The organism is Nonomuraea sp. NPDC048901 (assembly GCF_040649695.1).
Classification (GTDB): domain Bacteria; phylum Actinomycetota; class Actinomycetes; order Streptosporangiales; family Streptosporangiaceae; genus Nonomuraea.
Map to the genome: position 1 here is coordinate 923,885 of NZ_JBEZFW010000003.1, position 22,657 is coordinate 946,541.

General features: G+C 71.6%; 16 protein-coding genes. 5 read left to right on the forward strand and 11 right to left on the reverse strand.

Annotated elements, in window-relative coordinates; all coding sequences use genetic code 11:
* Nucleotides 1-22: 22 nt before the first annotated feature.
* The 7 genes from AB0C30_RS13780 to AB0C30_RS13810 all read right to left on the reverse strand — a co-directional run bounded on the left by AB0C30_RS13780 (nt 23) and on the right by AB0C30_RS13810 (nt 8,048).
* Nucleotides 23-2,842 (reverse strand): BTAD domain-containing putative transcriptional regulator, encoded by a 2,820-nt coding sequence (locus AB0C30_RS13780; RefSeq protein ID WP_357943034.1) that lies wholly within the window; start codon nt 2,840-2,842, stop codon nt 23-25.
* A gap of 69 nt (nt 2,843-2,911) precedes the next feature.
* Nucleotides 2,912-3,664: an isocitrate lyase/phosphoenolpyruvate mutase family protein gene (locus tag AB0C30_RS13785; protein ID WP_357943036.1), complete on the reverse strand. Its 753-nt coding sequence runs from the start codon at nt 3,662-3,664 to the stop codon at nt 2,912-2,914.
* Complete coding sequence (locus AB0C30_RS13790) at nt 3,661-4,446, reverse strand: cytochrome P450 (RefSeq protein ID WP_357943038.1); 786 nt, start codon at nt 4,444-4,446, stop codon at nt 3,661-3,663. Before AB0C30_RS13790 ends, AB0C30_RS13785 begins: the two co-directional genes overlap by 4 nt.
* A gap of 111 nt (nt 4,447-4,557) precedes the next feature.
* Nucleotides 4,558-5,286 (reverse strand): DUF998 domain-containing protein, encoded by a 729-nt coding sequence (locus AB0C30_RS13795; RefSeq protein WP_357943040.1) that lies wholly within the window; start codon nt 5,284-5,286, stop codon nt 4,558-4,560.
* Nucleotides 5,283-6,497, reverse strand: a complete 1,215-nt coding sequence (locus AB0C30_RS13800; protein WP_357943043.1) for a glycosyltransferase — start codon at nt 6,495-6,497, stop codon at nt 5,283-5,285. The genes AB0C30_RS13795 and AB0C30_RS13800 overlap by 4 nt, the downstream gene beginning before the upstream one ends.
* Before the next feature lie 93 nt (nt 6,498-6,590).
* Nucleotides 6,591-7,394 (reverse strand): DMT family transporter, encoded by an 804-nt coding sequence (locus tag AB0C30_RS13805; protein ID WP_357943044.1) that lies wholly within the window; start codon nt 7,392-7,394, stop codon nt 6,591-6,593.
* Between the two features lie 36 nt (nt 7,395-7,430).
* Nucleotides 7,431-8,048, reverse strand: coding sequence for a DedA family protein (locus tag AB0C30_RS13810; RefSeq protein ID WP_357943046.1), 618 nt, complete (start codon nt 8,046-8,048; stop codon nt 7,431-7,433).
* Between the two features lie 438 nt (nt 8,049-8,486).
* Between AB0C30_RS13810 and AB0C30_RS13815 the strand changes: the two genes are divergently transcribed.
* Nucleotides 8,487-9,464 carry a hypothetical protein gene (locus AB0C30_RS13815; protein ID WP_357943048.1) on the forward strand — a complete coding sequence of 326 codons (978 nt, stop codon included), beginning with the start codon at nt 8,487-8,489 and terminating at the stop codon, nt 9,462-9,464.
* Here the strand turns inward: AB0C30_RS13815 and AB0C30_RS13820 are convergent.
* The 3 genes from AB0C30_RS13820 to AB0C30_RS13830 all read right to left on the reverse strand — a co-directional run bounded on the left by AB0C30_RS13820 (nt 9,372) and on the right by AB0C30_RS13830 (nt 12,196).
* Nucleotides 9,372-10,001, reverse strand: a complete 630-nt coding sequence (locus AB0C30_RS13820) for a VC0807 family protein (RefSeq protein WP_357943050.1) — start codon at nt 9,999-10,001, stop codon at nt 9,372-9,374. The two genes, AB0C30_RS13815 and AB0C30_RS13820, sit on opposite strands and share 93 nt — an antisense overlap.
* Nucleotides 10,002-10,262: 261 nt before the next feature.
* Nucleotides 10,263-10,943 (reverse strand): leucine efflux protein LeuE, encoded by a 681-nt coding sequence (gene leuE / locus AB0C30_RS13825; protein ID WP_357943052.1) that lies wholly within the window; start codon nt 10,941-10,943, stop codon nt 10,263-10,265.
* A 47-nt stretch (nt 10,944-10,990) separates the two neighbouring features.
* Complete coding sequence (locus tag AB0C30_RS13830) at nt 10,991-12,196, reverse strand: serine hydrolase domain-containing protein (RefSeq protein ID WP_357943054.1); 1,206 nt, start codon at nt 12,194-12,196, stop codon at nt 10,991-10,993.
* Between the two features lie 196 nt (nt 12,197-12,392).
* On the opposite strand from AB0C30_RS13830, the gene AB0C30_RS13835 reads away from it, so the two are divergent.
* Together AB0C30_RS13835 and AB0C30_RS13840 are read left to right on the forward strand one after the other, a co-directional pair.
* A complete protein-coding gene (locus tag AB0C30_RS13835; protein WP_357943056.1) occupies nt 12,393-13,487 on the forward strand; it encodes a putative sulfate exporter family transporter in 1,095 nt (364 codons plus the stop codon).
* Between the two features lie 89 nt (nt 13,488-13,576).
* The gene (locus AB0C30_RS13840; protein WP_357943058.1) at nt 13,577-16,909 is read left to right on the forward strand and encodes a BTAD domain-containing putative transcriptional regulator; all 3,333 of its coding nucleotides are present in this window, start codon (nt 13,577-13,579) and stop codon (nt 16,907-16,909) included.
* Here AB0C30_RS13840 and AB0C30_RS13845 read toward each other — a convergent pair.
* Nucleotides 16,882-18,465: a CocE/NonD family hydrolase gene (locus AB0C30_RS13845; protein WP_357943061.1), complete on the reverse strand. Its 1,584-nt coding sequence runs from the start codon at nt 18,463-18,465 to the stop codon at nt 16,882-16,884. The two genes, AB0C30_RS13840 and AB0C30_RS13845, sit on opposite strands and share 28 nt — an antisense overlap.
* 231 nt (nt 18,466-18,696) lie before the next feature.
* Between AB0C30_RS13845 and AB0C30_RS13850 the strand changes: the two genes are divergently transcribed.
* Both AB0C30_RS13850 and AB0C30_RS13855 read left to right on the forward strand, forming a co-directional pair.
* Nucleotides 18,697-20,529, forward strand: a complete 1,833-nt coding sequence (locus AB0C30_RS13850; RefSeq protein ID WP_357943063.1) for a M14 family zinc carboxypeptidase — start codon at nt 18,697-18,699, stop codon at nt 20,527-20,529.
* A gap of 392 nt (nt 20,530-20,921) precedes the next feature.
* Complete coding sequence (locus AB0C30_RS13855) at nt 20,922-22,610, forward strand: carbohydrate-binding protein (RefSeq protein ID WP_357943065.1); 1,689 nt, start codon at nt 20,922-20,924, stop codon at nt 22,608-22,610.
* Nucleotides 22,611-22,657: the final 47 nt, after the last annotated feature.

The window sequence follows — 22,657 nt, forward strand, 5'->3', positions numbered from 1 at the left end:
TTCGGAGGCGCTGACCGATCGCCTACCGCTCGCTGACGATCTCCCCGAGCTCGGTCAACCCGGCCTGGATACGGGCGCGGACCTCTCCCGCGCTGTACCAGTCGCCAGGGCACTCGGCCAGGGCCTGCTCCATGAGCGCGCGGGCCTCGTCGCGGTCGCCGCGGAGCATCGCCAGCTCGCCCAGCCCCACGTGCGCCCTGGCCATCGTGTCACCCGAGCCGATCCGGCGGGCCATCTCGGCAGCCCGCAGATAGTCGACCCGCGCCCCGTCGAGGTCGCCCAGCCGGGCCACGGAGTCGGCGCGCAGGCACAGGCACTCGGCCATGTCCGCCTTCGCGCCCAGCTCCCCGGACGTCCGCAGCCCCTGGTCGGCCAGGTCGCGCGAGGCCGCGTAGTCACCCTGCTCATAGGCCAGCTCGCCGAGCCCGCCGAGCGCCAGCGTGGCGCCCCAGCGTTCACCGAGGGCCCGGAAGGCGGTCAGCGACAGCTCGAACTCGGCCCTGGCCTCGTCGCCACGGCCGATGATCTGCAGCATGAACGCGAAGCCGCAGTGCGCCAAGGCCCGTGACCAGGGCGGCAGGGTGTCGGAGTGGTGGGCCACCAGCTTCTGGAGGCTCTCGTAGTCGTCGGGCGGGCCGGTGAACATCGACAGCATCATCGTCAGGGACTCCAGCCGCGTCGGCAGGTAGGCGATCGGCAGCAGGCGGCGGAGCTTGTCCAGCCGGGCACGCAGCTCGTCACCCGGCTGCCTGCCCCAGGCCGCGACCAGCACGCACATGGCGTACTCCTCTTCGAGGCCCTCGGGAGGGGTGCTGCCCATATCGGCGATCAGCCCGTCGGCCAGGTTCGCACTGGTGCCCCGGTGGCCGCGCATCCACCAGTAGTAGGCGGAGTAGGCGAGGATCCGAAGGCCCAGCTCCTGCCGGCCGGTCTCGGCCGACCAGCGCACGGCGGCGGCCAGGTTGTCGCTCTCCTCGTCCAGGCGCGCCAGCCACTCCAGCTGCTCGGCCTTGCGCATGTGGCCGTCCGCCTCGACGGCCAGCGCCAGGTAGCAGTCGGCGTGCGCCTCGCGCACCACCTCCGTCTCGCCCGACTCCGCGAGCTTCTCGGCGCAGAACGCCCGGATCGTCTCCATCATCCAGTAGCGGCCGTCCACGGCCTCGACCAGCGACTTCTCCGCCAGCGAGAACAGCACCTCCTCCGGCAGCCCGCACACCCGCTCCGCGGAATCGGGCGTGGCACCGCCCACGAACACCGTCAGCCGCCTGGCCATCCGCTGCTCCCGCTCGTCGAGCAGGTCCCAGCTCCACGCCACGACCGCGCGGAGCGTCTGGTGCCTGGGCAGGGCCGTACGGCTGCCGCGGGCCAGCAACCGGAAGCGGTCGTCGAGCCGCGCCGCCACGTCGCCGACCGACATCGTGCGCAGCCGCGCGGCCGCCAGCTCGATCGCGAGCGGCAGCCCGTCGAGCGCCCGGCAGATGCCGGCCACCTGGGCCAGGTTCGTCTCGTCGACCGGCTGCCGGACCGCGGCCGCCCGGTCGGCGAACAGCCGGACGGCGGGGTAGTCGAGGGGGTTCGCGGCGTCGGGCGGCGGCAGCCGCAGCGGCGCCACGGGCAGCAGGGACTCGCCGGTGATGCCCAGGGCCTCGCGGCTGGTCGCCAGCACCCGCAGCGCGGGGCAGGAGGCCAGCAGCAGGTCGGTCAGCTCGGCCGCGGCCGCGACGAGGTGCTCGCAGTTGTCGAGCACCAGCAGCAGCGCGCGGTCGGCGAGCGCGGCGAGCAGGCGGGACACGGGATCGACGGCGGGCCGGTCGTGGCCGGACAGCCGGGTGTCACGGATGTCGAGCGCCGCCAGCACCGCCTTCGGCACGTCGGCGGGGTCGGTGACGGGCGCGAGCTGCACGACGCAGACGTCACCGGTGGTCCGCTCGGCGGCCTCCATCGCGAGCCGGGTCTTGCCCGCCCCGCCCGGTCCGATGAGCGTGACGAGCCTGGCCGCCTCCAGCTGGGCGCCCACCTGGCGCAGCTCCTCGGCCCTGCCGACGAAGCTGGTGAGCTGGGCGCGCAGGCCCTGCCTGCTCACGGCCGCCACTGTGGTCGCCACTGTGGCCGCCAGCGAAGGGTCGGCCCTGAGCACGGCTAAGTGCGCCGCGGCCAGCTCGGCTCCCGGCTCGACGCCCAGCTCCTCGTCGAGGATCCGCCGGGCGTCGGCGTAGGCGGTCAACGCCTCGGCCTGCCTGCCGCTGCCGTACAGGGCCCGCATGAGCTGGGCCCGCATCCGCTCGCGCAGCGGGTGGGCGGCCGTGAGCCGCCGCAGCTCGGCGACCAGCTCGCGATGGGCGCCCAGCTCCAGATCGGCCTGGACACGGTCCTCGACGGCGGCCAGGCGCAGCTCCTCCAGCCCGGCGGCGGCCGCCTCCGCGTGCGGGGCGTCGGACAGCGGCGCGCCTCGCCACAGGGCCAGCGCCTCGCGCAGCAGTGACGTCGCGCGGCGGGGGTCGCCCGCGCCGAGGGCGAGCCGGCCGTCACCGGCCAGCCGTTCGAACCGGTGCGCGTCGACGTCCTGCGGGTCGGCCGCCAGCCGGTAGCCCGCCGGGTGGAACTCCACCCGGTCCTTGCCCAGCGCCCGGCGCAGCCTCGACACCTGCGCCTGCAGCGCGTTGGCCACGCCCTCGGGCGGCTGCGGGCCGTACAGGGCGGCGGCCAGTCGCTCGGCGCCGACGACCCGGCCCGCGTCGAGTGCCAGCAGTGTGAGCAGCCCCCGCACCCGGGGGCCGCCGAGCGCGATCGGCTCGCCGTCCTCACCCAGCGCCCGGGCCGGGCCGAGGATTTCGAAGCGCATGCCTCGATTATCGCGGCGATCTCCGCTTAGTCCGCTATCGCGGCGCCGGCGGCATCGCCACGATCTCCGCTATCGCGGTCCCGGCAGCATCGCGACGATCTCCGCGTACGTCGGCGCCGGCGGTGCCGTCTTCCCCTGTACGGCCAGCAGGCTAGTCAACGCCCCGTGCAGCGAGGCCCGGTACAGCAGCGACCCGGTGCTCACCCTGGCGACGCCCACCGAGGCGAGCTGGGCCAGCGTGGGCCCGTCAGGCAAAAAGAGCACGTTGACCGGCAGCGGCGTGCTCGCCACCACCTCGGCGATCTCCCCCAGCTCGCGCAGGCCGGGGACGAAGACGCCGTCGGCGTGCCCGTAGGCGCTCACCCGCTCCCGCGTGTCGCCCGTCTTCAGCCAGTGGGTGTCGGTCCGGGCGTTGACGAACACGCCGTGGCCCTTGGCCGCCTCGATGATCCGCTGGTGCAGCCCGATCGGCCGCAGCGTGCCGTCGGGCCGGCCGTCCTCCAGGTTGACGCCCGCGACGCCCAGGGCCGCGAGCGCCGCGACCAGGTCGGACACCTGTGCCGGATCGTCGCTGAAGCCGCCCTCGATGTCGACGGTGATCAGGACGCCGAGGTCCGTGAGCAGCTCGGCCAGCTCGATCGTCTCCGCCTTGGTGGCGCCCGCGGCGTCCGGCTTGCCGTGTACGGCGGCCACGCCGAGGCTGGTGGTGCCGATCGCCGGGAAGCCCTGGGCGGCCAGCATGGCGGCGGACCCGTAGTCCCAGGCGTTGGGCAGCAGCAGCGGGTCGCCCGGCCGGTGCAGGTCGCGGAACGCGGTGCTCATCGGATGTCCTTCGGTCGCAGGATCGCCTCCAGCACGCCGGCCGCCAGGGCGAGCGCGTGGGCGGAGGCGGGGCAGGGGCGCACGCCCGAGCCGAATGTCAGGTGGGGCGTCGGGCCGCGCGAGACGTCGAACAGCTCGGGTCGCTGGAAGACGGCCGGGTCGCGGTTGGCGGCCACCAGGTCGATCGTGACCTCCTCGCCCGTCTGCCGGTCGAGCCTGCGGCTGGCCTTGAGCGGCGGATCGTGGCGGAGCGTCTCGTGCAGCAGGTCGTCGGTGTCGTCGCCGGGTTCGGCGTGGGTGAGCGCGTTCGTGATGAGGGCCGTCGTGGCGGCGTGGGCCTGCAGGAGGATGGTGATCCCGGGGATCGGGTCGCCCGCGCCGGACAGGAGCTCGACCAGCTCGGCCACCGCGGCGTCGGCCTCGGGCCCGGCCTCGCCCGACAGGTAGCCCGCGGCGGCGGCCGTCACCGCTCCCGTCAGCCGCTTCTCGTCGGTGACCCCGAGCGCGGCGCCGAGCACCGCCGTCGGGACGCCCGGCCAGTCGCCGCCCCGCTCCAGCGTCTTCGCCGTGGCGGCCTGTCTCAGCGCGGCCGGGTCGAGCGCGGCGAGTCGTTCGGTGACCAGTCGGCGTCGTTCGGCGTGGACCTCGCCGGTGCTGAACCGGGACACCTGGGAACGGAGCCAGGCCAGCGTCCCGTAGGGCGCGTCCTGGCGCACCGGAGGCGGCACGTAACGGGTGTCGGCCAGCACCGATACGGCTTCGGCATGGCGGGTGATGAGCATGGGACCCACGCTAGGCCGGAATCCCTTCGACGCCGGACGAAGTGTCGGCGCGTCAGACCGCCGGGGAGCGTCCCCCTGGCAGGCTGACGGGCGAGGCGACGTGCCGGCGCGTCAGGCCGCCAGGCGCTCGGGGTGCTCGGGGTGCTCGGGATGCTCGGGGTGCTCGGCCGGACCGGGCCGTGCCGCTGACCGGGCTGCGGGGCGCCGTTCCACGGCGGTCATGGCCATGCAGACGACCAGCGCGATGTCGGCCAGCACCACGCCGCGCTCCAGCAGCCCGTAGTAGGCGCCGCCGCCGATCAGCGGCGAGGTGAAGGCGGCCGGGTGCGCGGCCAGATAGGCGACCAGCGCCACCACCGAGGTCACGCTGAGCGCCCTGACCCGGTTCCACTTCGGCAGGGGCGCGCGGCCCCTGGCCAGGGTCCAGCCGGCCACGGGCAGGGTGGTGAAGATGACGGCCGAGGACCAGCGGTGGATCTCACCTGCCAGCGAGCCGACCGCCGCGTTGCCGGGGTCGGTGGGGAAGACCGCGCTCAGCATCAAGCCGGCCGTGGCGGCCAGCAGCAGTACCCGGGCGGCCGCGCTGCGCGCGGGCTCGCGGGTCGCCAGCGCGTACGCGAGGGACAGGCAGGACCCGGCCAGCGCGAGCATGCCGATCAGCACGGGCGCCATCCCGCCGGGGATCAGCGCGTAGTCGCTCAGCAGCGGCTGACCGGGCAGCGCGAACTGCGCGTAGCCGAGCGCGGCGACGGCGGCCAGCGCGCCGGCCACGGCGCTCACCACGGGCACCGTCACCGGAACCGGCTCCACACCGCGACCTGGGAGGTCCGTCCGGGTCATCGGGTCACCTCGTCATAGATCTTCTCGAAGCGGGCCAGGGAGTTCTGGTGGTCGTGCGTGAGGGCCAGGTCGCGGCTCGCCTTGCCGAGGCGGGCACGCAGGTCGTCGTCGGTGAGGATGGTGGTCATGTGGCGGGCCAGCGCCATGACGTCTCGCGGCTCGAACAGGTAGCCGTTGTCCGCCACCAGATGCGGCAGGGCCATGGAGTTCGCCGCGACCACGGGCAGCCCGCTGGCCATGGCCTCCAGGGTCGCGATGCTCTGCAGCTCGGCGACGCTCGGCATGGCGAACAGGTCGGCGGCGGCGAAGGCCTGCGGCATGTTCTCGTCGGGCACGTAGCCGAGGAAGAACACCCGCTCGCGGACCCCGATGCGCTCGGCCAGCCGCTCCAGCTCCGGCCGCTGGTTGCCCTGCCCGACGAGCGCGATCTGCGCGTCGGTCTCGTTGAGCACGTACGGCAGCGCGCGGACGAGCTCGTCGAGGCGCTTCTCCTCGTCCAGGCGGCCGACGAACAGGGCGGTGGGGCGGTCGGGCAGGTCGAACAGCTTGCGGGCCCACGCCTTGGGCTCGGCGTGCGGGTAGAAGCGGGCCAGGTCGATGCCGCAGGACACCGGCTCCACCTCGCGGGCGAAGCCCTGGTCGGCCAGCAGCTTGGCGGCCAGCGGCGTGGGCGTGGTGATGCGGTCGGCGCGGTCGAAGATCCGGGCGAAGTCGCGCCAGGCCAGTTGACCGGCCTTCTGCCGGAGCCGGTCGGGGATGTGGCCGAACTGGAAGAGGTTGTCCGGCATGAAGTGGTTGGTGGCCACGATGGGCACCTGGCGGCGGCGGGCGGCGGCGATGGCGGCCCGGCCGACCACGAAGTGGCCCTGGGAGTGCAGGACGTCGGGCTGGACAGCGTTCATCAGCCAGTCCAGCCGGGTGGGGACGGTGACCCGCATCGTGGGGTGGACCAGGAGGGGCGCGGAGCGCAGCCGGTGCACCACCACGCCGTCGACCACGTCGGCCGTGGCCGGGCCCTGGTCCGACTGGCAGACGACGTGCACCTCGTTGCCGCGCGCCGCCAGGCCGCTGGCCAGGCGGTAGGTGAAGACGGCGGTGCCGTTGACATCGGGTGGGTAGGTGTCGGTGGAGATCAGGATGCGCCGCGGACGCGCGGGGGCGGGCGCGAGCTCGGGGCGCTGGGCGGCGGTGGTGCGCAGGGGCATGACCATGACAGGGGACTCCAGTCGAAAGGATGATCGCCGACCGGCTGGGGAAGGCCGGTGCGGGAGTAGGTGGTGGGGGGTAGGTGGTTCGGGGGCAGGTCAGTGGCGCGCCTCCAGCGGAGTGGTGCGAGCCAGTGCGAAGGTCCCCGCCGCGGTCAGCGCCGCCGCCGCGATCGGGGCCAGTCCGGAGGGCAGCGGCTCGCCCAGCAGCAGCGCGCCGAAGGCGACCGCCGTGAGCGGGTCGGCGATCTGCAGCGAGGCGAAGGAGACGCCGAAGTGGCCGACGGCGTAGGCCCGCTGGAGCATCATCAGCGCCAGCAGTGCGGGCACCGGCATCGCCAGCAGGTACCACCAGTTCCAGGAGCCGTCGACCAGCGCCCGCATGAGCGTGGCCGTGGCGCCGTACAACACGCCCGAACTGGTGGCCAGCAGCGCCGCCCGGCCCGCCGGCGAGGCGATCTTCGAGCCCGCCCAGAGCAGCACCGACGCGATGCCGGCGACCGCCAGCAGCGTCAGTACGCCGTTCGGGCTCAGGTACGTCGGGCCTTCGGCCGCGGGCACCAGCAGGACCAGGCCGATCAGCCCGGCCGCCACCACACCCGCGGCGCTCAGTTCCTTGCGTGAGGGCCGGCGGCCGTGCAGCGCGGCGGCGATCGGCAGAGCGAACAGCAGGCTCGCCACCCCCATCGGCTGCACGACGGTCAGCGGGCCCAGGCCCAGGGCGACGATGTGCAGGCCGCCGCCGGACAGGATCGACAGGCCGCCGAGCAGCCAGCGCGGCCTCCGCAACAGCATGAGCAGGGTGGGCTTGGTCGTACCGGCCGCTTCGAACTGCTGAAGCGCGGCGCCGAGCGCGAAGAATAGGGAACCGACCAGGGCGATAACGGCGGCCAGGACAGTCATGCCCACTCCTCTCAAACAGATGGTTACCGGGCGAGGTCAAACAGACGTGTCCACCGGAAGGCGCTCCGGGGAAGCCTGGGTGGCGCGTCGCTTCCGCGCCCACCGGATGACCTCGACCAGGCCGGTGACGGACAGGGCGATGCCCAGGCCGAGCAGCAGTCCCTTGATCGGGTCGTTCTCGAAGGCCATCCCGCCGAAGAAGCCGATCAGGCCGGAGTACAGGCCCCACGAGGCGGCCGCGATCGCGTCGAAGAAGGTGAAGGAACGCAGCGGATGGCGTACGGCGCCCATGGTCAGCGTGGTCGCGGTGCGCCCGCCGGGGATGTAGCGAGCGGCCACGAGGATCATCCCGCCGCGCTCGGCCAGTGCGTTCCCGGCCCACACGAACGCCTTGCGGTGCCGCAGCCGCCCGCCCGACTTCTTACCGATCAGGTAGGAGACATGGTCGCCCGCGAAGGCGCCCAGCGCGGACACCACGATCACCAGCGCCAGGTTCGTCTGCCCGGAGGCGGCGAAGACGGCCGCGGTGATCACCGCGGTCTCCGCCGGCACGACCGGGAAGAACCCGTCGAGCAGCGCCAGCGCGAACAGCGCCACGTACAGCCAAGGTGACGACATCACCTGCTGGACCAGTTCCAGAATGGCGTGCGACATTGCGTGTACTCCGATCGTTGAGGCGCCCTCACAGCGTGTCTGTGTGAGGTGCCGTGGGACATCGGGGATCACCCCGGTCGAACGCGTGCCCCACCCCGATAGGGGTCAGGGCGCGCACCTTTTGAAGCTAGAAACTCCGCAGGTCACGGCACATCAGTCGATCGGCACACATGACCCCCGACTTTCGTCAGGGGCGGTCATACGACCTCCGGGCGACACTCTTCGATCAAAGCGGGTCGCCGCTACCAGCACAGGAGTGTGGGTGGGCGGCTTTGGGGTGGGGTTAACACCACCGGGGATGGTTTATCCAGCACCACCCTGACTTTCGTCAGGGTAGTTCCCCTACTCCCATCCGGACGCCGGGTTCCCCCTCACGGGTGAGGCGGATCCCTCCGCTGCGGGAGGGATGGCCGGGGTGGCGAGGCGCACTGTGGGCACATGACTCCCCAGAAGGCCGGAATCGGCCGCATCACGGCGGCGGTCGTGGCGATGGCCGCCATGCTCCCGTACCTGACTTTGAAGATCTTCTGGCTGACCGGCCGTCCGGTGGGCGTCTCCGACCCGGCGTTCATGAACGATCCGGCGATGGTCGGGCTGAACGTGATGACATTCGGCATGGACGCGGTCGCGCTGCTGCTGGCGCTGGCGTTCACCACGCGGCGGGGCATGCGGCTGCCCGCCTGGCTGGTGCTGCTGCCCCTCTGGGTCGGCACCGGCCTGCTGTCGGTGGTGATCGTCACGGTGCCGGTCAGCGTCCTGGTCTCCGGCCCGTCGATCTTCGTGACGGACGGGCCCATCGCGCCCTGGGTGTACATGATGGTCTACGGCGGGTTCATCGGGCAGGGCGTGGGGCTGATGGTGGCGTTCGTCCTGTACGCCCGGGACCGGTGGCCCGTCGTCTTCTCCACAGCCCTTGGGTACGGCTACGTGAGCCCGACCAGGTCGTTCCAGACCGTCGTCGCCAGAGGGGCGCTACCGGTGTCGGCCGTGCTCGGCGCGACCCGCCTGTATTGGGCCGCCGGTAACGCCGCGCCGGATCAGGTGCTGCAGGACGGCTTCAAGGGCTTGCTCGCGCTCGGGGCGGGGCTCGCGCTGGTCCTCCTCGTCAGAGGCCGGGGCTCCGGGGCGTTCTGGCCGCCACTGGTGGTGGGCTGGCTCGGCACGGGCGTCATGTTCGGCTGGGGGCTGTACGCGATGATCCTCACGGTCACCGCCGGGCCGCTCGGGGCAAAGATGACCGGCGCGGCGGGCCTGGTGGAGCTGTTCGGCACGCTGACCGGGCTGGTGATGGCGATGTGCGGGGCGTTCCTGCTGGCCGAACGGTCAGGCGTGGGCCACGTGCAACCGGCGCAGGAGGCGCTTGAAGGCGAAGATCGAGAAGGTGATCGCGAGACCGCTGATCACGGCCACCACTGAGGTGCGGAGCAGCATGAAGGTGCTGAGCGACTCGTGCAGCGCGAGCCAGATGCTCACCGTCGAGTTGGCCATCAGCACGAACGCCCACAGCAGCGTGATCCTGGCGAAGAACCTGCGGACCCGCTCATGCTTGAGCACCGCCGACGGCAGGTGGATGTAGTCGAGCGTGAGTTTCTGCACGAGCGGCCTGTTGAGCCGTACCGAGGCCAGGAAGGCCACGCTGATGCAGAGCGTGCCCAGCTCCGGCTGGATGAAGTAGACCACCCAGCTGCCGGTCCAGAAGCCCACGGCGGCGCGCGCGGTGATCGCGATCGCGGCCAGGATCATCGTGGCGGGCACCCGGATGCCCCTGATCAGCCGCCAGGCGACGCCGAGGTAGACCCAGGACACGGCCGCGGCCAGCGCCCCGTTGAGCCCCAGCACGGCCAGGGCGGCGTAGAACACGGCGAGCGGCGCGACCACGCCTTCGAGCAGCCGAGGCACCGCCTGTCGCACAAGAGCGGTCAGACGCGGCAGGGTTACGGGAGGGTGATTCACGACTGCTCCGCAAATTGGCCGACGATCAGCGAACTACCCGAGCTTCGGGAGACCAGGCTTCCCGGACGGACCGGTGGAGATTACGAATTGGTTACTCCGGGTCTGCCGGTGGCTTACCGTACCCGACGAATCGGTATGCCACTGCCTCTTTTGCCACGTTCCATGAGTTTGTGGCTGTCCGACTCGGTGCGGCGCGGGTGGCGCGCCGCCGCCGATCGTCACTCAACCAGAGCTCGCTTGAGCCCCGCCGTAGAAGCGGTTTCAGCTCAGTGAAGTGGTCGCCAACTTGGCCCCGAAACCGAGGAAAAGGGCGCCGACACCCGAGGTCAAGCCCGCGCTAAGTTTTCTGCGGGCGCGGAACTGGGTGGCCAGGAAGGTGCCCCCGAGGATGAGCGCGGTGAGGTAGAGCAGGCTGAAGACCTGGATGATCGCGCCCAGGATGAGGAACGACAGCACGGGCGCGGTGTAGCCCGGGTCCACGAACTGGATGAAGAAGGAGACGAAGAAGAGGATCGCCTTGGGGTTGAGCAGGCTGATCGTCAACGCCTTGCGGAACGGGCGTAGGCGGCTGCCCGGGATTTCCGCGTCAACGGCCTTGGCCGGGGCGGTGTCGGCGGTCTCGGCGGTGCCGGGCCGGGAGCGCCAGGCGCGCCAGGCACTCCGCAGCATCTGGAAGCCGATCCACGCCAGGTAGCCGGCGCCCGCGTACTTGACGATGCTGAACAGCACCGGGCTGGAGCGCAGCAGGGACGCCGCGCCCGCGGCCGTGAACGCCATGAGAACCGTGTCACCGACGAAGACGCCCGCCGCGGCCCGGTAGCCGTGCCGCACCCCGTGCTGGGCGGCCGCGCTCAGGACGTACAGGGAGTTGGGGCCCGGCAGCAGGATGATGAGGAAGGCACCGAGGACATAGGTCGAGAGATCCGTGATACCGAAGAACATGCCGCTCGCTCCTGGAATGCGTAATGACAAGCCAGGGTATCGCGCGATTAATCCCTCGGCGCGTACCAAATTCCTCCATGCACCTGCTGGTAACCGAGCGCCCGATAAGTGGCGTCCGCCAGGGCCTGGCCGCGCGGGTTGACGCCGAGTCCGATGCCCTGCTTGTTCATCGTGTAGCCGAAGGCCAGCCGGGCCGCCGGGTCGCAGAAGCCGAGCGAGCCGCCCATGCCCGCGTGCCCGAACGCGGTCGCCGACAGCAGCGCGCCCTCGCTGTCGGCGGGCGGCAGGTACCTGTTGTCGACCGCCTTCATGAACCCGGTCGAGAACCGGGTCGGCACGGCCAGCACCGCGTCGGTCCCGGCCGAGGCGGTCAGCCCCATGACGGTCAGCTGCTCCTCGGTCACGAGTTCACCACCCCCGAGGGACAGCGGCCGGTACATGCCCGCCAGGCCCCTGGCATTCGTCACCGCGCCGACGGCGCCGTATTCGGCCGCGTGCGCCTGGCGGCTGTCCGACTCGCCGGGCGTCGTCATGTAGCCGCCCTCGTTGGCCAGCAGCAGCCCCGGAATCGAGGCGGGATCGGTGAACGCCTTGACGTAGAACATGGGCGGGTCCGACGGCGGGTCGGCGGGGATCGTGGGCGCCACCCGGCCTTCCTGCTCCTCCGGCAGGCCCAGCCAGAAGTCCAGGCCGAGCGGCTCGGCCACCTCCTCGCGGAAGAACGTGCCGAGCGAGCGCCCGCTCACCCTGCGGACGACCTCGCCGACCAGGAACCCGAACGTCAGCGCGTGATAACCGTGACGGCTGCCCGGCTCCCAGAACGGCCGCTCGCCGGCCAGCCGATCGACCATCAGCTTCCAGTCGTAGAACGCCCCGGGCGCCAGCGGCTCGCGCAACACCGGAACCCCCGCCTGGTGCGAGAGCAGATGCCTGACCAGCGTCGCCTCTTTGCCGTGGGCCCCGTACTCGGGCCAATAGCGGACGACGGGGGCATTGAGATCCAGCTCACCGCGCGCGGCCAGCATGTGCGCGCAGAGCGCCGTGGCGCCCTTCGTACATGACCAGACATGGCCGATGGTGTCGTGCAGCCAGGGGACGCCGGGCGCGGCCTGGCCGCCCCAGAGATCGACGACCATCTCACCGTCGAGCACCACGCACACCGATGCGCCGACCTCGCCGCGAAGTGCGAGGTTACGATCGAACTCCTCCGCGACCTGGGAGAACCTGGGGTCGCACGTCCCTTGTACGGTCATTGCCCGAATCCATCACGAAAGCCGACCGGTGTAAACCGGCTACCCCGATGACTGCGGACCCCCTTTACCTTGATTCCATGTAGGTTTAGTGTGAAAACATGCGGTCGATCAACGAAGACTGGGCGGCGACCATCGTCGGCCTGGCGCTGCTGTTGCTCGTCATCACCGGTGTGATCCCGGCCGGGTTGGTGCCCTGATGAGCGCCGAAGCAACCGAAGGCCGGACGGCCACCGGTCTGGACGTCGCCGGAGGAGTGCTGGTGGTGCTGGTGCTCGGCGCCGCCACCAGGTTCCTGGAACAGAGCGTGCCCGACGCCACCAAAGGAGGGCCGTTCGAGCAGCTGGGCGCGGCCGTCGAGTATCCCGTCTACGCCATCGCCCTCGGCCTGCTCGGCAATGCCGTCCTGAGCGCCACCGGGCTGCGGGAGCGGCTCGCTGGCGGCTTCAGGACCGAGTTCTTCATCAAGACGGGCCTGGTGCTGCTCGGCGCGTCGATCAATCTCAAGGTGATCGTCACCGCCGCGGGCCCGGCCATCGCCCAGGCGGTCGTACTGATCAGCTGCGTCTTCCTGTTCACCTGGTGGCTCGGCGGGCAGCTGGGGCTGGACGACAAGCTGCGGGCGCTCCTCGCCTCCGCCGTGTCGATCTGCGGCGTCAGCGCGGCCATCGCCGCGGCCGGAGCCGTACAGGCCAAGAAGGAGCAGCTGGCCTACAGCGCGAGCCTGGTGATCGCGTTCGCGCTGCCGTCCATCTTCGTGCTGCCCTGGCTGGCCGGGGTGCTGGGGTTGAGCCCTGAGGTGGCGGGCGCGTGGATCGGCGGCAACATCGACACCACAGCGGCGGTCACGGCGGCCGGGGCGATCGTCGGCGAGCAGGCGCTGCAGGTCGCCACCATCGTCAAGGTGACGCAGAACGCGCTCATGGGCGTCGTCGCCGTCGCGCTCACCGCCTACTTCGCCTTCAAGGTCGAGCGCCGCCCCGACGCGCCCCTGCCGCGCCTGGCGGACCTGTGGCACCGCTTTCCGAAGTTCGTGCTCGGCTTCGTCGCCGCCTCGGTGATCGCCACCTGGTATCTGGGCGCGGGCGGCGACAAGGCCGCCATCGCCGTGGTGAACGACCTGCGGGTGTGTTTCCTGATCCTGGCGTTCGTCAGTATCGGGCTGGAGTTCCGCGTCTCCTCGCTCAGGGAGGCCGGCTGGCGTCCGGTCGGCGTTTTCGCCGCCGCGACGGCGGTGAACCTGCTGCTGGCGCTGGGGCTGGCCGCGCTGTTGTTCGGCGGGTTCGCCGTTTGAGAGTGGGTACGGCTCGCGTGGCTAGGGGTGGTCGCGCGAGCCGTACCACTTGAGCGCCCATCCGGGGGGAAAGCGGCAGGATGGGTTTCGTGCGGATATCCATCCTGGGGACACTGGAAGTGACCGGCGCGGAGCCGATCGCGGTCGGTGGGTTCCGGTTACGGGCGCTCCTGGCCATCCTCGCCCTCGAAGCCGGGCGGACCGTCACGTCGGAGCGGCTCATCGACATGCTCTGGCCGCAGGAGCCGCCGAGCAACGCCGCCAACGCGCTGCAGACGCTGGTCAGGCGGCTGCGAGTGGCGCTCAGGCCGTACGAGATCGTGGAGAGCCGGGCGGGTGGCTACGCGCTGGCCGTCGACGCCGACCAGGTCGACGCGCTGCGCTTTCGCCGCCTGACCGGCCTCGCCAAGCTCGATCTGACCGGTCTGGCGCAGCTCGATGAGGCGCTCGCGCTCTGGCGGGGGCCCGCGCTCGCCGGTCTCGGCGCCGTGCCGCACCTGGCCAACGCGGCCGCCGGGCTGGAGGAGGACCGGCTGGCCGCGATCGAGACCCGCGCCGAGGCGCGGCTGGCGGCCGGGCTGCCGGCCGACTTGGCCGCCGAGGTGGCCGCGCACCCCCTCCGTGAGCGGCTGTGCGCGCTGGAGATGCGCGGGCTGGCCGCCGCCGGGCGGCAGGCCGACGCGCTGGCCCTGTTCGAGCGCACCCGCCGGACACTCGCCGACGAGCTCGGCGTCGACCCGGGGCCCGAGCTGCGCGCCGCCCACCTGGCGGTCGTGTCGGGCGAGGTCCCCGTACGGCAGGACCCTCCCAAGGGCCTGCCCAAGGGCAACGTCCGGGTCCCCCTGACCACGTTCATCGGCCGCGAGGACGAGCTGGACCTGCTGACCACCGTCCTCGGTCACGCCCGGATGGTCACGATCGTCGGCCCGGGCGGCTCGGGCAAGACCAGGCTGGCCGCCGAGGCGGCCCTGCGCATGGACACGCGGTTCGACGGCGCGTGGATGGTCGAGCTGGCCTCCGTCACCGACCCCACGGCTCTGCCCGGCGCGGTGCTCGACGCCCTTGGCCTGCGCGAGGACCGGCCCGGCTACTCGCATCACCGGCCGGATATGACCGACTATCCGCGCCAAAGGCCGGACACGCCGGGCGCCTGGGCGGACGGGCGACCGGGAGGGGGCGGAGAACCGGTAGGGGCCGGGCGGCTTGGCGGGGCCGGGCCGCTCCAGCAGGTGGTCGAGGCCCTGGGCGAGCGTCAGGTGCTGGTCGTGCTGGACAACTGCGAGCACCTCGTCGACGCCGCCGCGCGCCTGGCCGATGACCTGCTGGCCGGCTGCCCCGGCCTGCATGTGCTGGCCACCAGCCGGGAGCCGCTCGGCGTGCCGGGGGAGCGGCTGGTGCCCATCCCGCCGCTGGAGCCGCCCCCGACCGGCGTGGACGCGACCCGAGCGGCCGAATACCCGTCGGTACGCCTGCTGCTCGACCGTGCCACGGCGGCCCGGCCCGCGTTCGCCCTCGACGCGGGGAACGTCACGGCCGTGGTGGCCCTGTGCCGCCGGCTGGACGGCATGCCGCTGGCCATCGAACTGGCCGCGGCCCGGCTGCGGACGATGACGCCGCGGCAGCTCGCCGACCGCATCGACGATCGCTTCCGGCTGCTGACGGGCGGCAGCCGTACGGCGCTGCCCCGCCAGCAGACGCTCAGAGCGGTGGTGGAGTGGAGCTGGGACCTGCTCGACGAGCCCGAACGCGAGCTTGCCCGCGGGTTCGCGGTCTTCGCGGGCGGCGCCACACTCGAATCCGTCGAGGCGGTGTGCGGTGGCACCGCCCACGTGCTGGGCGCGCTGGCCGACAAGTCGCTGGTCCAGGTGTCGCCGGAGGGCCGCTATTCGATGCTGGAGACGATCCGCGCGTACGCCGCCGACCGGCTGGCCGAGACCGGGGAGACGGCGGCCTACCGGCGGCGCCATGCCGTACACCTGCTCGATCTCGCCGAACGGGCGGTTCCCCAGCTGCGGACCGGCGCGCAGATCGAGTGGATCGAGCGGCTCTCGGCCGAGCGAGACGACTGCTCGGTGGCGCTGCGCTGGGCGCTCGACGAGGGCGACGTGGAGATCGCGCTGCGGCTCTGCGCGGCTCTCAACTGGTATTGGTGGATGTGCGGCTACCGGCACGAGAGCGCGAACTGGGCGGCGCAGGTGCTGGACTTGGCGGGCGACACCCCGCCTCCGGGTCTGGTGAGGGCGTACGTGGCCTGTCTGTTCGCGGATGGGGTGAGTAAGTTCGCGTCGATCGTCAGTGATCGGGCGGCCATGCGGGTCCTGTCCGTGCGGATGAACGAGCTGATCACGGCCGCGGAGCGGGAAGGACCCGTCCACCCGCTGCTGCTGATCAGCCGGGCCGTCATGGCGAGCGCGGCCGGGCAGGACGAGCGGGCCGCCGCGCTGCTCGATCACCTCGCCGAGAGCGACGACCTCTGGCTGGCCAGCTCGGCCAGGATGCTCGGCGGGCCGCACGCGTCCGAAGAGCGGCTCGAGCAGGCGGTGGCCGGGTTCAGGAAGCTGGGCGAACGGTGGGGGCTGAGCGAGGCGCTGCTGAATCTGGCCGCGCTGCGCGCCGCGCGCGGGGAACCCACGGAAGATCTGATCGCTGAGACCCAGTCTCTCACCAGCGAGTGGGTGAGCTCGGAGGAGACGATCTCGACGCTGACCCGGTTGGCGACGCTCCGCGCGCAGAGCGGCGACCTTGACGGCGCCGCCGCCGACCTGGCCAAAGCCCGACGCGGAGTCACAGCGGACCGGATCACCAGCCGGGCCGCCGACGGAACCACCGATCGGGCCGCCGACGGAACCACCGATCGGGCCGCCGACGGAACCACCGATCGGGCGGCCTACCGGAGCCGTGCTCGGCTCGGCGCGGATGCGGAGATCTCGGCGTTCACCCTCATCCAGCTCGGCATGGGGGAGGCCGCGCTGGCCTACCGGCTCGGCGATGTCGAGGAGAGCCTGGCCACCTACCGCGACCTTTTCCCGCTGCTGGCCGAGGCACCGCCGATTCCGCAGCTCGCGGTGGCGGTGCACACCGGCTACGGCAGGGCGCTGACGGCCGGTGGCGACCCCGCGGCCGGGCTCGAACAGCACCGCCTGGCGCTCGGCCTGCTGGGTGCCACGCCGGATCTGCCGTACCTGTCGATCGTGCTGGCCGGGTGCGCGCTGGCCGAGCTGTCGGGCGGTGACCCGGAACGCGCGGCCGTCCTGTTCGGCGCGTCGGCCGCCGTCGAGCCGCCCGACGCGTCGGCCGACACGGTCGCGGGGACGGCGTCGGCCAGGGCCGCGCTCGGCGATGCGCGCTACGACCACCTGTACGGCGAGGGCGCCGCCATGACCAGGCAGGAGGTCTACGAGATGATCGGCAGCATCGCGTAGGAGGGTTCGTGGACCGTGGTCGTGCCCTTCTGGGGGTTCCTGGCGAACCTGGGGAGGTTCGATCCCGCCACGTCGATCCTGATCCGGTGTCCGGGGCGGAAGAGGTTCGAGATCGCGCCCAGCTCGACCCTGACCTCGCGCACCTCGCCGGGCGTCAGGTCCGTCACCCGGGTGATGGCGTCGGTCAGCAGCTCGGCCCGGCCGCCGGGGTGTACGTCGATCAGCTTGACGGCGACGTCCGCGCTGGTCGCGGTGGACGACACGAGCACGATCAGCTCGACGTCCCCGGTCACCTCCAGCGCGGCGTCGAGCGGTTCGCTCTGGTGACGCAGCACGTCGCCGCGGTCGTCGAGCGGGCGCTGGTCGAGCGGCCCGAAGGCGTCGAACGTCATCACCGCCCCGCCCACCGTGGGGACCGGGTCGTCGGGGTCGCTGACGAACTCGCCGCCCCCGCCGCCCGCCGGGACGGTGCTGAGCGTGCCGTCCGGGCCCAGGTGGTACGCCACGCGCCGGGCGGCGGGTGGCGGCCAGTCGGACGCGGTACGCCACTCGTCGGCGCCCATCAGGAAGTACGTCACCGTGGCCCGGTCGGCCGGCGGCTCCCTGCGCAACCACTGGCCGAACCACTCCAGGTGCAGGCCGGTCCAGTCGATCGCGTCCTGGCTCGCTCCTGCCCCGTAGTCACGCCCGCAGACATTGCCGTCCTGCGTGAAGTGCGCCCACGGGCCCACGACGAGCCGGGATCCGCCGCGCAGGTGCTGGTAGTGGCCGACGGAGGCGTCGCGGAAGTAGTCGTACCAGCCGGTGCCCACCAGCGCCGGCACCTCGATCTCGGCGTAGCGGACGGCGCCGTCTCGCCACATCTCCGCCGCCGGGTCGGGATGGTCCATCCAGCCGGCGTAGAAGGGCACGAGGTCGGTCAGGAGCGGCTGGTCGCTGAGCGGCAGGCGCTCGGCCAGCCGCAGCATGGTCTCGGGGAAGCGATCGGGGAAGCCCAGTGCCGCCAGATAGGCGTCCCTGTCGGCGGCGAGCGCCGTACCCCGGTTGATCCGGCGCTCCAGCTCGTCGAGCGCGAGCACGGCCGCGCTGACGGTCAGGACCACGTTGAGGTTGGGCACGCCCGAGTGGTAGACCACCTCGTGCAGTGACGCGGGCGCCACGTGCGGCGCGATGGCCCGCAGGCCCGCCGGGCGTTCCTGCGCGGCCAGGAGCTGGGTGATGCCCAGGTAGGAATCGCCGAACATGCCGACGTTCCCGTCCGACCAGGGCTGCGTGGCCGCCCACCGCACCGCGTCGTAGCCGTCGGCGGCCTCGCCGGCGATGAAGGTGAGCTCGCCGTCCGAGTCGCCGGTCCCGCGCACGTCCTGGACGGCGACCGCGTATCCGGCGGCCACCAGCCGGGCCAGGTCCAGGTGCATTCCGGGCCCCGGATCCGTCCTGCCGTACGGCGTGCGGGACAGCAGCACCGGGAAGGGGCCGGGCCCGGCGGGCCGCCAGAGCGTGGCGACGAGGGTGACGCCGTCGCGGGTGGTCATGGTCTCCGTGGTCTTGATCATGGGATCCTCCTGTCGCAGGCCCTCAGCACTGATGCTCATGTCACTCAGCGTGTCTGAACGCCCTGGTAGAGGGCTGGCATTAACCTGGCACCTGTCTGTCAGGCTCTGGAGCCAGCAGGAAACGGGCCCACCGGACGGGCCGGAAAGTTGGGCCTTTCCCAACCACCGCAACGTCCTCACCCTCGGTTCAGGCGCGTGTCAACGACATCCCACGCGCCCGAGGAGGACTAGGTGAAACGCCGTTTTGTCATCCTGCTCGCCGTCCTCGGCCTGGTCTGCCTGACCGGCATGACCGGAGCCGGGGCCGCCGCCGAGCCGCCGCCGAACCGGCAGTATCGCGTGGAGGGACCGGCGAACGCCCAGCAACGCAGCGCCGTCGCCGCGACCGGCGCCGCGATCGACGAGGTGGCCACGGGGTCGGTCCTGATCACCGCCACGACGGCCGAGGTGGACGCGATCAGGCGCCTCGGTTACCGGGTCTCGGAGGTGTCGCGCCCGTTATCGCCGTCCGGCGGCGTCGGGACCTTTGACTTCCCGCCGGCGGACTCCGGCTACCACAACTACGCCGAGGCGAACGCCGACATCAACGCGCTCGTCGCCGCTCATCCCAACCTCGCGACGGTCTCCACGTACGGCACGTCGTACGAGGGCAGAGCCCTGCGCGTCATCAAGATCAGCGACAACGTCGCGACCGACGAGGCCGAGCCGGAGGTGCTCTTCACCGCGCACCAGCACGCCCGCGAGCACCTCACGGTGGAGATGGCGCTCTACCTGGCGCACCTGCTGGTGGACAACTACGGCACCGACCCCCGGATCACGAACCTGGTGAACTCCCGGGAGATCTGGATCATGCCGGACCTGAACCCGGACGGCGGCGAGTACGACATCGCCAGCGGCTCCTACCGCTCCTGGCGTAAGAACCGCCAGCCGAACAGCGGCTCGTCGGCCGTCGGGACCGACCTGAACCGCAACTGGGCCTACAACTTCGGCTGCTGCGGCGGCTCCTCCGGCAGCACCTCCAGCGAGACCTACCGCGGCGCGGCGGCCGAGTCGGCGCCCGAGGTCAGGGCCGTGGCCAACTTCGTACGCGGCCGCGTCGTCGGCGGCGTCCAGCAGATCAAGTCGAACATCGACTTCCACACCTACGCCGAGCTCGTCCTGTGGCCCTACGGCTTCACCTTCAACGACACGGCCCCGGGCCTGACCCAGGACGACCACGACGCGTTCGCGGCACTCGGCCGGAACATGGCCTCCACCAACAACTACACCCCGGAGCAGGCCAGCGACCTCTACATCACCGACGGGACGATCGACGACTGGCTGTGGGGCGCGTACAAGATCTTCAGCTTCACCTTCGAGATGTACCCCGTCAGCTCCAGCCCGGGCTTCTACCCGCCGGACGAGCAGATCGTCCCGCAGACCACCCGGAACAGGGAGGCGGTGCTCCGCTTCCTCGAGTACTCCGACTGCGTCTACCGGATCATCGGCAAGGAGTCCCAGTACTGCGGCACCGGCACCCCGCCCGTGACCGTCTACTCCGACACCTTCGAGACGGGCACCGGCTGGACCGTCAACCCGAGCGCCACGGACACGGCCACCCTCGGCGCGTGGGAGCGCGGTGTCCCAGAAGCGACCACCTCCTCCGGCGCCAAGCAGCTCGCCACCACGGTCAGCGGCACCAACGACCTGGTGACGGGCCGCCTCGCGGGCACCGCCGCGGGTGACTTCGACGTCGACGGCGGCATCACCTCGATCCAGTCGCCGCCCATCACGCTGCCCGCCACCGGCACGCTCAGCCTCTCGCTGTCGTGGTACCTGGCGCACGGCTCGAACGCCTCCAGCGCCGACTACTTCCGGGTCAGGGTGGTCGGCAACACCACGACGACCGTCTTCCAGCAGGCCGGCGCGGCGGCCAACCGCAACGGGACCTGGGCCACGGCCACGGCCAGTCTGAGCGCGTACGCGGGGCAGACGGTCCGCATCCTCATCGACGCCGCCGACGCCTCCGGCGCGTCCCTGGTCGAGGCGGGCGTCGACGACGTCCGCATCACCCAGCAGAACTGATCGTCTCTTCGGCCGGTCACCACGGCGGAGCACCGAGTGCGGGTGCTCCGCCGTAACCATTTCTTTGGGTCTTGTAAGACCCCGGTGTCAAGGCTACGATCGCGGCAACTCTTAGGAAACTTTCCTAAAAGAAATCATGAATCAGGAAGCCATGTCCCGGTCGCCGCCGCCTTCCTCCACTCTGACCCAGAGTGTTCCGGGCCGTCGAAGTGACCCTCCGGCGTAGGCCGCTGACTGGCCGAACAAAGCGAACCCCTCCTGCTGCCACCCCCCAGCGGCCCGCGCCACCCCGCGGGCCCATGCCGTACGGCTTGCGCTCTCACCCCCCGGCGCAAGCCGTACGGCACGCCACAAGGACATGACCCGTCACAGCCGCACCACCAGGGAATGCCATGAGATTTCGCCGCATGTTCCTCGCCTTACTCGCCGCCCTGGCCATGATGGGGGCCGGGCTCACCACCGTCTCGATCAGCGCCTATGGGGCTGTGGCCCTCGCCTACCCCGCGTGGACGGCATGGACCGCCTACAGCGTGGGCACCCGCGTCACCTACAACGGCGTCGACTACGAGTGCATCCAGGCTCACACTTCCCAGCCCGACTGGACGCCGGATGCCGTGCCCGCCCTGTGGAAGACCGTCTCCGGCGGCGGCGGCGACACCACCGCCCCCTCGGTGCCGGGCAACCTCCGCTCGACCGGCACGACCTCCAGCAGCGTCTCGCTGGCCTGGAACGCCTCCACCGACAACGTCGGCGTCACCGGCTACAACGTCTACAGGGGCTCGACGCTGGTGACGACGGCCACCGGCACCACCTACACCGACGGCGGGCTCGCGGCCTCCACCAGCTACACCTACACGGTCCGCGCCCGTGACGCCGCCGGGAACCTCTCCGCGGCCGGCAACTCCGTCACCGCCACCACCTCGGCCGGCACCGGCGCCCCCGGCCAGCCGGGCTCGCCGAGCGTCAGCGGGTCCACGAACAGCTCGCTCTCCCTGTCGTGGGGCGCGTCGTCGGGCACGGTCACGGGCTATCGCGTGTACGAGGGCAGCACGGTCAAGGCCACCGTCACCGGGACATCGGCCACCATCGGCTCCCTGGGCACCTGCACCTCGCACACCTTCACCGTCAGGGCGTACAACTCGGTAGGCGAGTCGGCCTCCAGCGCCGCGGTCACCGGGACGACCATCGGCTGCACCGGCGGCGGCAGCAAGCTGCCCGGCGCCCCCTACCTCTACATGGGCTGGGGCGACCCGCCAGCGCCCGCCACGGTGATGAGCGCGACCGGCGTCAAGTCGTTCACGATGGCGTTCATCCTGTCCAGCGGCGGCTGCAACGCGGCCTGGGACGGCAGCCGTCCGCTGACCGGCGGCGCCGACGCGCAGGCGATCTCGGCCATCAAGTCGGCCGGCGGCAGCGTGCAGGTCTCCTTCGGCGGCTGGTCGGGCAACAAGCTCGGCCCGAACTGCTCCTCGCCCTCGGCGTTCGCCGGCGCGGTGCAGACGGTCATCAACGCCGTCGGTCCCGCGGCCGTCGACTTCGACATCGAGAACACCGACGAGTTCGAGAGCGAGGCGGTCCAGGACCGCATCCTGAACGGCCTCAAGATCGTCAAGCAGAACAACCCCAACATCAAGGTCGTCGTCACCTTCGGCACCTCGACCACCGGCCCCACCTACTGGGGCACCCGCCTGATCAACCGCTCGAAGGAGCTCGCGGTCCCGATCGACAACTACACGATCATGCCGTTCGACTTCGGCGGCGGCTCGAACATGTACCAGAGCACGGTCAACGCCTCCGAAGGGCTGAAGAACACCCTCAAGACGGCCTTCGGCTGGTCGGACGCACAGGCGTACGCGCACATGGGCATCTCGGGCATGAACGGCCTGTCGGACCAGCAGGAGCTCACCTCCACGGCCACCTGGACGCAGATCCGTGACTACGCCAGGAACAACGGCCTGACCAGGCTCGCGTACTGGGCCGTCAACCGCGACCGGCCGTGCCCGGGCGGCGGGGTCGTGTCCAACTGCAGCGGGATCGCCCAGTCGAACTGGGACTTCACCAGGATCACCGCCGGCTTCTGAACCGGGACCGGCCCCACCGTCGGCTTCTGAACCAGGACCGGCCGACC